Origin of the sequence: Kribbella sp. ALI-6-A (genome assembly GCF_001984195.1) — a bacterium.
GTDB lineage: Bacteria > Actinomycetota > Actinomycetes > Propionibacteriales > Kribbellaceae > Kribbella.
Genome location: NZ_MTQN01000004.1, coordinates 162,727 through 175,105 on the forward strand (window position 1 = coordinate 162,727; position 12,379 = coordinate 175,105).

13 protein-coding genes are annotated in these 12,379 nt (G+C 67.0%); 12 read left to right on the forward strand and 1 reads right to left on the reverse strand.

What is annotated here, in order from left to right:
- Positions 1-3: 3 nt before the first annotated feature.
- The 12 genes from BWI15_RS01190 to BWI15_RS01245 all read left to right on the forward strand — a co-directional run bounded on the left by BWI15_RS01190 (position 4) and on the right by BWI15_RS01245 (position 11,276).
- Complete coding sequence (locus BWI15_RS01190) at positions 4-1,029, forward strand: AraC family transcriptional regulator (protein ID WP_077012364.1); 1,026 nt, start codon at positions 4-6, stop codon at positions 1,027-1,029.
- Positions 1,030-1,159: 130 nt separating this feature from the next.
- Positions 1,160-2,518, forward strand: a complete 1,359-nt coding sequence (locus BWI15_RS01195; protein WP_077012365.1) for an aminomethyltransferase family protein — start codon at positions 1,160-1,162, stop codon at positions 2,516-2,518.
- Positions 2,515-3,366 carry a bifunctional 5,10-methylenetetrahydrofolate dehydrogenase/5,10-methenyltetrahydrofolate cyclohydrolase gene (locus tag BWI15_RS01200; RefSeq protein WP_077012366.1) on the forward strand — a complete coding sequence of 284 codons (852 nt, stop codon included), beginning with the start codon at positions 2,515-2,517 and terminating at the stop codon, positions 3,364-3,366. Before BWI15_RS01195 ends, BWI15_RS01200 begins: the two co-directional genes overlap by 4 nt.
- A gap of 131 nt (positions 3,367-3,497) precedes the next feature.
- Positions 3,498-3,854 carry a YciI family protein gene (locus BWI15_RS01205; protein ID WP_077012367.1) on the forward strand — a complete coding sequence of 119 codons (357 nt, stop codon included), beginning with the start codon at positions 3,498-3,500 and terminating at the stop codon, positions 3,852-3,854.
- 8 nt (positions 3,855-3,862) lie between these two features.
- Positions 3,863-4,741, forward strand: a complete 879-nt coding sequence (locus tag BWI15_RS01210) for a methylenetetrahydrofolate reductase (protein WP_077012368.1) — start codon at positions 3,863-3,865, stop codon at positions 4,739-4,741.
- On the forward strand, positions 4,738-5,592 hold the full coding sequence (gene purU / locus BWI15_RS01215; RefSeq protein WP_077012369.1) for a formyltetrahydrofolate deformylase: 855 nt from the start codon (positions 4,738-4,740) through the stop codon (positions 5,590-5,592). The genes BWI15_RS01210 and purU overlap by 4 nt, the downstream gene beginning before the upstream one ends.
- Positions 5,589-6,470 carry a dihydropteroate synthase gene (gene folP / locus BWI15_RS01220; protein WP_077012370.1) on the forward strand — a complete coding sequence of 294 codons (882 nt, stop codon included), beginning with the start codon at positions 5,589-5,591 and terminating at the stop codon, positions 6,468-6,470. Before purU ends, folP begins: the two co-directional genes overlap by 4 nt.
- On the forward strand, positions 6,452-6,853 hold the full coding sequence (locus tag BWI15_RS01225) for a YciI family protein (RefSeq protein WP_202817539.1): 402 nt from the start codon (positions 6,452-6,454) through the stop codon (positions 6,851-6,853). The genes folP and BWI15_RS01225 overlap by 19 nt, the downstream gene beginning before the upstream one ends.
- A 28-nt stretch (positions 6,854-6,881) precedes the next feature.
- Positions 6,882-7,448: an NADPH-dependent FMN reductase gene (locus BWI15_RS01230; protein ID WP_077012372.1), complete on the forward strand. Its 567-nt coding sequence runs from the start codon at positions 6,882-6,884 to the stop codon at positions 7,446-7,448.
- A gap of 32 nt (positions 7,449-7,480) precedes the next feature.
- Entirely contained in the window at positions 7,481-8,338 is an 858-nt protein-coding gene (locus BWI15_RS01235; protein ID WP_077012373.1) for a fumarylacetoacetate hydrolase family protein, read from the forward strand.
- A 1-nt stretch (position 8,339) separates the two neighbouring features.
- Positions 8,340-9,257, forward strand: a complete 918-nt coding sequence (locus BWI15_RS01240; RefSeq protein ID WP_077012374.1) for a VOC family protein — start codon at positions 8,340-8,342, stop codon at positions 9,255-9,257.
- 780 nt (positions 9,258-10,037) lie between these two features.
- Positions 10,038-11,276 (forward strand): tyrosine-type recombinase/integrase, encoded by a 1,239-nt coding sequence (locus tag BWI15_RS01245; RefSeq protein WP_077012375.1) that lies wholly within the window; start codon positions 10,038-10,040, stop codon positions 11,274-11,276.
- Positions 11,277-11,819: 543 nt separating this feature from the next.
- On the opposite strand, the gene BWI15_RS01250 is transcribed toward BWI15_RS01245, so the two are convergent.
- A complete protein-coding gene (locus BWI15_RS01250) occupies positions 11,820-12,362 on the reverse strand; it encodes an SDR family NAD(P)-dependent oxidoreductase (RefSeq protein ID WP_077012376.1) in 543 nt (180 codons plus the stop codon).
- Between the last annotated feature and the right edge of the window lie 17 nt (positions 12,363-12,379).

The following is a 12,379-nucleotide window of genomic DNA, read 5'->3' on the forward strand; positions in this document are numbered from 1 at the left end:
GCCATGACTGATGAGGCGACAGCAGCCGACGGGGGTGGATTCCTGCATGCCTACGAGCGGTACCGCACCAGCGACCCGCTGGAGGCGGCCTCGCTGTCGGCGGCCGTCCTGGCCCCCAACCGGCTGACGCCGTTCAAGGGACCGGAGGTCTTCGAAGCCAGGTGCCGCTTCGTCAGCTCGCAGTGCGCGTCGCTGATCTACATGCGGTACGGGGCGGAGGTCGTGATCGACCGGCCGGCCGCCAACGACTATGTGGCGATCCTGATCCCCACCGCGGGATCGCTGCTGCTGCGCCACTGCGGGCGTGAGTACCTCGCCGGAGCCGACGAGTCGCTGGCCGTCACCTCAGCCAGGGATCCGCTGCACATGCAGTGGAGTCCAGGCGCTTCGGTGCTCGCCGTACGGATCAGCGGGAGCGCGATCGACGACGCTCTCAGCCGGATGCTAGCCGGAGACGTCCCGGGCACGCTCGAGCTCAACGTCGGTGCGGTGAGTGGCCGGGCTCGCTCCATCATCATGGCGGCGGTCGACCTTTTCGCGTCCACCTACGAGGAAAAATCGCCGGGCTCGCCGATGCCGGCGGTGGTCGCGCGCCGCCTCGAGGAGCAGGTGCTGTCCGCGCTCCTGCTCGGTCTGGACCACAACTACCGCAGCAGACTCATCGGGGAGGAGACCCGTCCCGGTCGGAGAACCGTCCGGGAGGTGGTCGACCTCGTCTGCGCCGAGACCGACGGTTCCTGGACGGTGCACGAGCTTGCCCGGGCAGTCGGCGTCACCGTGCGTGCGCTGGAGCTCGGCTTCCGCAAGGAGCTCGGGAAGACGCCGCGGGAATTCGTGCACGAGATCCGGATGGCCCGCGCACACGACGAGCTGATCCGCGCGCTGCCAGGTGACGGAACCTCCGTGACCGACGTCGCCACCAAGTGGGGTTTCGGCCACACCGGCCGGTTCGCGGCTGCGTACCTGCTGAAGTTCGGGGTGAAGCCGTCGGAGACGTTGCGTTCCAGCGGGACCGAGCCGCTTCGCTAACTGGCCGTCGCCGGTTCGGTCAACGTCTCGGAAGGGCCTACCTGACCCCCTATCGTCGGCCGCCCCGGCCGCGTCTCGGCTCCACGTTCGAGCGCCGGTCACCCCGATGAGTTCTCCGGAGGGTCACCCCATGGCTGCCGAAAACCTTCAGCAGAAGATCAACGACGCCGGTGGCGCTGTCGCCATGCTGCGCAGTTCGCAGGCCGGCGCGTACCCGTTCCCGATCCCCCCGCAATACACCACCTGGCAGGACGAGCAGAAGTCCTGGCACGAGACCGCCGTCGTCTTCGACCAGTCCCACCACATGACCGACGTCTCGTTCGAGGGACCGGATGTCCGCCGCCTGCTGTCCGACGTCGCCGTTAACAGCTTCAAGACCTTCGGCGCCTCGAAGGCCAAGCAGCTTGTGGTCTGCAACGCCGACGGGCAGTACGTCGGCGACGCGATCCTGTTTGGTCTGACCGAGGACAAGGTGAGCATCGTCGGCAGCCCGTCCGCCTCGAACTGGGTCGCCTATCAGGCTGAGGTCGGCGGCTACGACGTCGCCGTCACCCGGGATGAGCGAACACTGGCCAACGCAGGCGAGCGTCGGCTGTTCCGGTACCAGATCCAAGGACCCCGAGCGCTCGACATCGTCACCGCCGCGCATGGCGCGGAGCTGCCCCGGATCAAGTTCTTCAACATCGGCACCTTCGATCTTGCCGGGCAGCAGGTTCATGCTCTGAACCACACAATGGTGGGCATTCCCGGCGAGGAGAAAACCGGACTCGAGATCTGGGGTCCCCGTGAGGGCGGACCTGCCGTACTAGAAGCGATTCTGCGCGCCGGTGAGCAATACGGGCTGCGGCAGGGCGGTGCCATCGCCTACTCGACGACTGCGCTGGAGTCCGGCTGGCTGGGGCTTCCGGTGCCCGGAATCTATTCCGGCGAGGCGACCAAGGCATACCGCGAATGGCTGCCCGCCGACGGGTACGAGGCGAACGCGTCGCTGGGCGGCAGCTTCGACTCCGCGGACATTGCAGACTACGTTCCGACGCCGTTCGATCTCGGCTACGGCAACATCGTCAAGTTCGACCACGACTTCATCGGCGCGGACGCCCTGCGCCGGCTGAGCCAGGAACCGCAGCGGCGCAAGGTGTGGCTGCGCTGGAACGCCGACGACGTGACCCGCATCCTCGGCGACAGCCTGCACAAATCTGAGACCGAGCGTCCGAAGTACCTGCAAATCCCGTACGGCGTCTACGCCACCTTCCAGTACGACGCCGTTCTCAACGGTGCCGCGACGATCGGCATCTCGAACCGGACCGGCTACACCGTGAACGTCGGCGGCTGGTCGTCGCTGGCCATGGTCGACGAGGCCCACGCCGTCGACGGCACCGAGGTCACCGTGGTCTGGGGCGACCCGGCTGGTGCGCGGCTGCGTCCCACGGTCGAGACACACGCCTGTGTTGAGGTGCGTGCGACCGTCAGAACCAGGCCGCTCGCGTGACGGCTGAACTCCTGGACGGCGCCGCCGTCGCCCGCAAGATCCTGGCCGGTGTCACCGAGCGCGCGGCTGACTTCGCCGCCGCGCACGGCAGGGCTCCTTGCTTAGTCACCGTTCTGGTCGGCGACGACCCGGCGTCTCACACCTACGTTCGGATGAAGCACCGCAGGTGTCAGCAGGCCGGCATCAGGTCCCGGGGCGTCGTTCTGGCGGCCGACACGTCGACGGAGGCACTGGTCGGCGTGGTCGAGGAGCTGTCGGCCGACGGCTCCATCGACGGCATCCTGCTCCAGCATCCGGTGCCGGCCCCGATCGACGAGTCGCAAGCGTTCGAGGCGATCGACCCGGCCAAGGACGTCGACGGCGTGACGAGGGCCAGCTTCGCGGCGATGAGCCTGGATCCGGCGCCCGCGTTCGTCTCGTGCACACCGGGAGGAATCCTCCGGCTGCTGGACGAGTACGCCGTACCGATCGAGGGCCGGCACGCCGTCGTGGTCGGCCGCAGTCCGATCCTGGGCAAGCCGGTGGGAATGCTGTTGCTGGCCCGGCACGCGACCGTGACGTACTGCCACTCACGGACCCGGGACCTCGCCGACCAGGTGGCCCGCGCCGACATCGTCGTTGCGGCCGTGGGCAGTCCCCGGGTGATCGCCGGGTCGTGGATCAAACCGGGAGCTGTCGTGCTGGACGCCGGCTACAACGACGGCAACGTCGGAGACGTGGACTTCGAGTCTGCGCTCGGCCGGGCGGCGATGCTCACCCCGGTCCCCGGCGGCGTCGGTCCGATGACGATCGCCGTCCTGCTCGACCAGACGGTGCGTTCTGCCCAGCTGCGGGCGGGCGCTTCGTGAACTGGCCATCCCCGGTTCGGCTGACGGCTCGGGCCCGGGACAACACATCCGTAGCTTCGTGACTCAGGAGCTGTCCGCCGGAGTCGGCGTACGGCTCGTCCGGAACACCACCGAATTTCAAGGAGTCCTTGATGGCTGACCAGACCCAGGAGGCGCTCGTGGTCTACGCCTGCTTCACCAACCGGTCGGACGCCTCGATGGAGGAGATCCAGAAGATCGTGCCGGCGCACAAGGAGTGGGCAGCGCAGCGGGAGGCGGCCGGCGACATCTTCATCGCCGGACCGTTCCTGGCCGAAGACCTGAGCTACGCCGGTGAGGGACTGATCGCCTTCCGGGCGGACAGTCTCGCGCAGGCCGAGAAACTGGCCGCGAGCGACCCGATGCACTCCTCGGGCGTCCGGACGTTCCACGTCCGGCCGTGGCGTCTCAACGAAGGCCTGATCCACTACTCGGTCCTGTTGTCGCAGCGCTCGACGACAATCAGCTGAGCGCGATCATGACCACTCAGCAGCCGTACCCGCGCAGCCGTCCCGCCGCGATGAGCCTGGCCGGGTTGGTCCGCACCGCCACCGTGGAGATCATTCCCCTCAAGGGCGCGGACGCACAGATCCAGGCCGCCCCCGCCGATGCGACCGTTACCGTGACCTGCTCGCCGAAGTTCGGCCTCGCCCGCACCCTGGAGTACTGCGCGATCGCTACCCGGTCGAACCGACGGGTCGTTCCGCATCTGGCGGCCCGCATGGTCGAGAACCGCGCCGCCCTGCGCGAGTTCGTCGCCCGGATCACCGATCTGGGTGTCACCGACCTCTACGTGATCGGCGGCGACGGTGACCGGCCGGTCGGCATCTACTCCGAAGCAAGTCAGGTCCTCGAGGATCTCCGTGGGTTGGACCACGGGCTGACGCGGCTCGGGGTGGGGTGCTATCCCGAGGGTCACCCCACCGTCGACGACGACCGGCTGTGGGAGTCTCTTGCGCGCAAACAGAAGCTGGCGACGTACATGGTGAGCCAGCTCTGCTTCGACGCGCGGGCGCTGGAGGACTGGCTGCTGCAGGCTCGCGGACGTGGCATCACCCTGCCGCTGCGGGTCGGTGTCGCCGGTCCGCTCAAGGTCGCCAAACTGGCCGAGCTGTCGCTGCGGATCGGAGTGGGCCAGTCGCTGCGCTACCTGAGCAAGCAACACGGGCTGGTGGGCAACGTCCTGCTCGGGCGCACCTACGACCCGGAGCCGTTCGTCGATGCCGTCGGAAAGATCGGATCTGCCGACGGCAGCGGGATCGAGGGCCTGCACGTCTTCAGCTTCAACCAGGTGGCGCAGTACGCGGCCTGGCGCGCCGCCGCTGTTCCGCCTACGGCAGGAGGGCAGGTCTCATGAACCAACTGGTACTGACCTTCAGCTGCCCCGACCGGCCCGGTATCGTACACGCCGTCAGCCGCTTCCTGGACGAACAGGGTTGCAACATCGCGGAATGCCACCAGTTCGGTGACCGCTCCTCGAACCGCTTCCACATGCGGGTCGCGTTCCACGACGCCGCGGGCGGTGACCTCGACCCGGAGCGGTTCGAGGCGCGGTTCGCGAACCTGGCGCGGGAGCTCTACATCTCCTGGCGGCTCGTGGACACCGCCCGGCCGCAACGCGTCGTGCTGATGGTCAGCAAGTACGGCCACTGCCTGAACGACTTGCTTTTCCGGGTGGGCGTCGGCCGGCTCAACGCCGAGGTGGCGGCGGTTGTGTCGAACCACCCCGACCTTGAACCGATGGTCGCGGCGGCCGGTGTCCCGTTCTTCCACGTTCCGGTGACCGCGGCGACCAAACCGGAGGCTGAAGCGGAGCTGCTGCGGCTGGTCGACGAACTGGAGGTCGACCTCGTCGTCCTGGCCCGGTACATGCAAATCCTGTCCGCCGACCTGTGCGCCAAGCTCGAGGGCAAGGCGATCAACATCCACCACTCGATGCTGCCCAGCTTCAAGGGTGCCCGTCCCTACCACCAGGCCTTCGACCGCGGCGTGAAGCTGGTCGGTGCGACCGCCCACTACGTCACGACGGACCTGGACGAAGGTCCGATCATCGAGCAGGAGGTCCAGCGGGTGGACCACTCGCTGGACGCCGCCGAGGTGGCCGCGCTGGGGCGTGACGCCGAGTGCCTGGCGCTGGCTCGCGCGGTCCAGTGGCACCTGGAGAACCGAGTGATTCTGGACGGCATCCGTACGGTCGTGTTCCGATGACCGTCACCGCTCGACCGACGCCGAACGGGATCACCGCCCGCCCGTTGGTGATCGGCATACTCAACGTGACCCCAGACTCCTTTTCGGACGGCGGGCTCTACCCCACGGCCGACGCTGCCACAGAGCGGGGATTGCAGCTGGCACGCGCTGGCGCCGACTGGGTGGATGTCGGCGGAGAGTCGACCCGCCCTGGCGCTCGGAGAGTCAGCGCCGCCGAGGAGCTGCGACGCGTTGTACCGGTGGTTGCCGCACTGGCCGGACAAGATGTCCGGGTCTCGGTGGACACCCTGCGAGCAGAAGTCGCCGAAGCTGCGGTCGCCGCTGGAGCGATCGTCGTCAACGATGTCAGCGGTGGACGGGCGGATCCGAGGATGCTGCCCGCCGTCGCGGATCTCGGCGTCGTCTACGTCGTCAGCCACTGGCGGGCGCACTCCGTGGTGATGGACCGGCACGCGACCTACGAGGACGTCGTCGCCGACGTCGTGCGCGAGCTGAACCATCAGTTGCATGAGGCAATCAAAGCGGGCATCGACGCATCCCGGCTGCTGGCCGATCCCGGTCTCGGGTTCGCCAAGACCGGTTCCCAGAGCTGGCAGCTGCTCCGCCGGATCGACGCCGTCCAGGCGCTCGGATTCCCGGTCCTAGTAGGGGCGAGCCGCAAACGCCTGCTGCGGGAGATCCTCGATCACGCCGGTCAGCGGGATCTCGATCTGGCCGGCGCGGTGCTGTCCTCCCTGCTGGCCACCCGCGGAATCTCCGCGCTGCGGGTCCACGACGTTGCGGCGACCGTGACGGCGCTGCAGGTGGTGCGCCGGTTCACCGGATGCGACGACAAGCGATCACCGATCAAGGAGGAATCGTGGCCGAACCACACATGAAATGGTCCGAGCAGGCCGAGATCGCCCACACGCACGGCCTGCTGGGCAAGACGTTGTATGTCATCTCGTCCACCCCCCGCCGTGGGCTCCAGCCGATTCTCGACGTACTCGACGAGCACATCGCGTACCAGACCCAGCTCGAACGCGACGGCGTCATGTTCGCCGCCGGCCCAGTGGCCAACGACGACCGGACCGAGTGGCTGGGCGAAGGCCTGTTCATGTACCGGGCGTCGTCGGCCGAGCACGCGCGTGAGCTCGCGGAGGCCGATCCCATGCACAAGTGCGGCGCTCGCACCTTCACGATCCGCGAGTGGATGCTCAACGAGGGGACCTTCACGATCCAGGTCTTCTACTCCACCGGTGACCGCCCCCGGATCCAGTGAACATCCCGTTCGACACCCGGAGGACGTCATGACGCACCATCTTCAGATCGTCATCGGCAGCACCCGGCCCGGCCGCGTCGGGCCGGCCGTCGCGCACTGGTTCGCCCGGACCGCGCGCGAGCACGGCGGTTTCGACATCGAGCTCGTCGACCTCGCCGACCTGGACCTGCCGCTGCTCGACGAGCCGAACCATCCGCGGTTGCAGGAGTACCGCAACGCCCACACGAAGATGTGGAGCGACACGGTGCAACGCGCCGACGCATTCGTCTTCGTCCATCCGGAGTACAACTTCGGCGTCAACGCGGCGCTCAAGAACGCCCTCGACTACCTGGTGCACGAATGGCGTGACAAGACCGTCGGGCTGGTCAGCTACGGCGGTGTGTCCGGCGGCCTGCGCGCGGCGCAGATGCTCAAGCAGAGCTTCTCGGCACTCGGCCTGTTCGCGGTCCCGGCAGCGGTCACCGTGCCGTTCGTGGCGGAACATCTGAACGTTCTCGGCGAGTTCGAGCCGACGCCGATCATGCAGGACTCGGCCCAGCTGATGCTCGACGAACTGGTCCGACTGACCGGCGCACTGGCGCCCCTGCGCGCGTGACCCGACGACTGAGCGACAAGGAGAGAACACCGATGAAACTCGCGAACGTGAGTGGCCATGCAGTCCTTGTGACCGGCGACCGGGCTGGGATCAACGTGCACCAAGCGTCCGGTGGCGAGTTCGGGCCCGGCCCACACGAGGTCTATCAGCGGTGGGCAGAGTTCGAGCGCTGGGTCGCGGCGGCAGGCGACCTCGGAGGGGAGGTCGCCTTCGAGCCCGAGGACCTCGGCTGTCCGTCGCCCTCCCCGCGGCAAGTAGTTGCCGTCGGCCTCAACTATTCGGCGCACGCCGCCGAGGCCGGCTTCGCCGTACCGGAGCGGCTGCCACCCACCTTCACGAAGTTCCCCTCCAGCCTGGCCGGCCCTTACTGCGAGGTCGAGCTGCCGCCTGGCGGACGGACGGACTGGGAGGTCGAGCTGGTCGTCGTCGTCGGCCGGTCCGCGTCACGGGTGGGCGAGCACGAGGCCTGGGACCACGTGGCGGGACTGAGCGTCGGACAGGACCTGTCGGAACGGATCTCCCAACTCGACGGTCCTGCACCTCAGTTCAGTCTGGGCAAGTCCTATCCCCGGTTCGGACCGGTCGGGCCATGGCTGGTGACTCCGGACGAGCTCGGCGACCGCGACAACCTGGAACTGTCCTGCGCCGTGAACGGCGAGACCGTCCAAGCGGCCTCGACGAAGGAAATGATTTTCCCGGTGCCCGCGCTGATCGCGCAGCTAAGCGACGTCATCACGCTGTTCCCCGGAGACCTGATCTTCACCGGGACCCCGGCCGGTGTCGGCCAGGGACGGCAACCGCAGAGGTTCCTGGCCGACGGTGACGTCCTGGTCAGCCGGATCGAGGGCATCGGCGAGATCAGGCAGACCTTCACGGCGGGAGGCCGGTGAAATGAGTCTGCATCGACTGACGCACGTCAAGATCGGCGTACCGAACGTGGGCGAGACGGTCGACTACTACGAAGAGTTCGGGCTGAGCCGTCGCGCCGACGGTGTACTGGCGACCAGCGACGGCGGTGATCAGCTCAAGGTGACGCACGCGCCGACCAGACGGCTCGTCGAACTGGGCGTGGGTGCCGACGACGAGGACGACTTGGCTCGCATCGCGGTGTCCCTCGGCCAACTGGGGGTGCCCGCGTCCCGCACCGGGGGCGTTCTGCGGGCCAGGGAGCCGGCGGCCGGGTTCGGCGTCGCCCTGACGGTGACCGATCGCCTGTCGCAACACCCGCAACCGCCCACGCCGTACAACGGGCCGGGGCGGATCGAGAGATACGGCCGGGCGCCGGGTGTTGTGCGGGAGACCCCGATCCGTCCGCGCAAGCTCGGCCACGCGGTGATCGGAACACGGAACTTGGAGGCCACCAAGGCGTTTTTCGTCGATGGTCTCGGCTTCAAGGTGAGCGACTACATCGCAGACCAGGGAGTGTTCTTGCGCTGCTCCGCGGACCACCACAACGTGCTGGCCATGCAGTCGAAGATCAATTACCTGCACCACACGAGCTGGCAGGTCGACGACATCGACGATATCGGGCGGGGCGCGATGTCGATGCTCGAGGGCAACCCGGAGCGGCACGTCTGGGGCCTGGGCCGGCACCACGCGGGCTCCAACTTTTTCTGGTACCTGAAGGACCCGGCCGGCAACTTCTCGGAGTACTACGCGGACATGGACTGCATCCCCGAGGACGAGATCTGGGAACCGGAGGTGCTTCACGGCGCCCGGGGACTGTTCAATTGGGGCCCCCCACCGCCCCCATCCTTCCTGGAACCCGAGGACCTGGCCGCCCTGATGATCGGCGCGCATTCCCGCTGACGTACAACGCCGCCCTGCGCTCCCCACCCCCGGCAGAGACACCCAGCGTGCCTGGAGCGCAGCGACACCCGCTGTGGCAGCCGGCCGCCGCCACGCGCGGCAGCCTTAAGGCCGGGGGAAATATGACCGCTGTCCATCAGCGGCGCCATCTCTCACCTCTCAAAGGCGGAGGTCGTACGCGTTCTTGGCAGCCTCTGACGAATGACAGCAACTGCGGGACGCGAATCAGCGGGCTCGGGGCCGGGTCCCTGGCAGCGCACCGCATCGAGGCTCAGGGAGACATCGCATCTGATCCTGAGACTTTGCGCGTTCTCGGCGTCCTCTGTCGCCTCTCTTTGCCGATCGATCGCCTGTAGCGGTGCCGCGGAGTCCTCCCGCGACTCCTCGCTCCAGGTCCTGTGGTACCCGGTGGAGCGTCTCCGCTTTGTTGTCGAGCCAGAACTCGCAGCGTCCTCCGCTCCGAGCCGGTTCCCCTTCCTGCGGCCCTGCTTGAGACGTATCCAGGGCGACGGGATTTCGCGGGTGCGGAGCATTTTGCGCCGTCATCCTGGTGGAGTTTTCGCCTTGCTGCGCTGATTCCGGGGGCGGTCATGGGCCTGGACGACCCATCATGGCGACACGACCGCCATCCCAGTGTGAGCGCTAGAGGTCCGGAGTCGAGTGAGGTTCTCGCCAGCCGTTGAACATCCGTCACCCTTCGCGGGCATTTATCCACAGGCGACTTTTGCCGATCGCCCAGAGTTCGTACGGTTGCGGAACCACGTCGACAGAGAGGGCAGGATGGCGTTCACGAAGGACCAGTGGACCCGTCCGGCGAAGCAGCCGGACGGGACGGTCAAGCGTGTTCGGAATGAGGCACGTTGGGGCCGGGGCAAGCGGTGGCTGGCTGTCTGGCTCGATCCCAACGGAGCGGAGCGTTCGAAGGCCTTCGACACGAAGACAGCGGCGACGAAGTACGCAGCCGCGATGGAGACCGACCGCGAGCGTGGAGACTACTTCGACCCCGAAGGCGGGAAGGCGAAACTGGCCGAGGTCGCCGCGCACTGGTTGGCATCAAGGGACGTCGATCCCTCCACTGAGATTCACTACGAAACGAAGTGGCGTCTCCACGTCGGACCGGCCTTCGGTAACCGACAGCTCCGGAGTATTCGCCCCTCTGAGATCGGATCGTGGCTCACGCGAGTAAAGACCGCATACGGCCCTTCGACCGCTAGAAGCGCCTTTCTCGTATTGAACGGCTGTCTCGAGCTGGCTGTGGCCGACGGCCTGATCAAGAAGAACCCCGCACAGTCCAAGCTCGTCACACGGCCGGCGACCTCGCGGTCGAAGGTTCATGTGTGGACCCCCGACCTGGTGGATCGCATCATCGATGTGCACCCTGATGAGTACCGCTTGATCCCGATCCTCGGAGCTGCGTGCGGACTTCGGCAAGGTGAGATCTTCGGCCTGGCGCTGGAGGATTTCGACTTCGAAGAACAGGTCATCCGGGTACGCCGCCAGGTTAAGAAGCTTGGCAAGCACTTCGTCTTCGCATTGCCGAAGAACGACCTGGAGCGGGAGGTTCCCCTCGCTGCCTGGCCGGCAGCTCGTGTTCACGAGTATGTGGAGCGTCACGCGCCGGAGCCGTACTCCTTGCCCTGGGAACGACCGGACAATGAACCAGTAACCGCGAACCTTCTGTTCCGATGGCTCGACGGCGGCCACATGAAGGCGCGAAACTACGACGAGGTGGTCTGGAAACCAGCGCTCGCGGCGGCTGGAGTCATCCCGCCGGCCGTCAGGGATGCCCGCGGACGTCGCCATTTCAAGACTGACCGGACGACCGGGCTGCATGCACTCCGCCACCACTATGCGAGCGTGTCACTAGCGGACGGCGTCAACATCAAGGAATTGGCCGAGTATCTTGGCCATGGTGACCCAGGCTTCACGCTCGCCCTATACACCCATCTCCTACCGTCGTCACACGATCGCGCTCGGCGCGCAATCGACGCACGGTTCGAGCGCTTGTCTGCTGCCTGAGGCCTATGCCCAAAGCATCTTTGGCCATCGTGACAGCGGCCGACGCCGCGAGTCAGTTGGCACTTGACATCACTGCCGTGGCAGAGCCGATCTGTATGTCAATGAGCCGGCCTGTCTCGACTCCGGGGTGCTGAGGCATCTAAGTGGGCATAGAGATTGGAGTGCTGAACAACGGCGAAACCCAGTGTGAGGCTGCCTGAGACGGTCGGGCCACAACTGCAGGAGCCACTGGATCGGCTGACGCGGGAGTCGATCAGCTGTCCGAGTCGATCGCTCAGGTCGCTGGATCAATGCAGCGGCATCATCACACGATCCTCAATGTTCAGGACGTTTGCATCGAGTCGTACCGATGTTGCACTGTGCTTGGTTAGGCTGTCCGCGCGGCCTGGCCCCTGGCCGCTGATTCCGAGGTCACCGTGTTCGCTTGCCGCAATCGTGCCGCCGGGAGCTCCGCTGCATCCGCTAGACATGGACGGAGTCGCTACCTTTGCCGGCTCCGTCGCGGCCGGCTCAGCGTGCCTGCCTCCGAAGGCTCATCCGCCGTTACAGACCCTTCGCCGCGAAATACGGTCCCAGGAACGGCGGGGTGCCTCCGTGCACGCTGTTCGAGCTGATCCAGACGATGTGACCGCTGCGCTGGTCACGGAGATGCGGCAGGACGGTGCGGTTGACGCGCTGGGTGCCGAGCACGTTCACGTCGTACTGGGCAGCGAGTTCTTCGGCGCTGAACGCCTCGGCCGGACCGAGCACCATGTGACCGGCGTTGTGGACCCTCACGTCCAACCGTGGTGATGTCTCCAGCAACGTGGCCACGGCCGGGTCGATGCTCTGCTGGTCGGTGACGTCGAGCTCGACGGGGTGGATCGCGAGATCGTTGCCGGAGGCGTGGTCGGTCAGCTCCGCGGCCGCGTTGCGGCTGCCGAGCTGGCGCCTGCCGACGTATACGGTGTGCCCCGCGGCGGCCAGGGCGCGTGTTGTGAGTGCGCCGAAGCCGCTGGTGATGAGCACGACCTTGCGTTCGGACGAGGTGTTCGCGGGCCGGCGCGGTGGGTCGTCGGCCCCCTGCTCCCGGATGGACTGCAGCATGAGGGATCCTCCTTGTG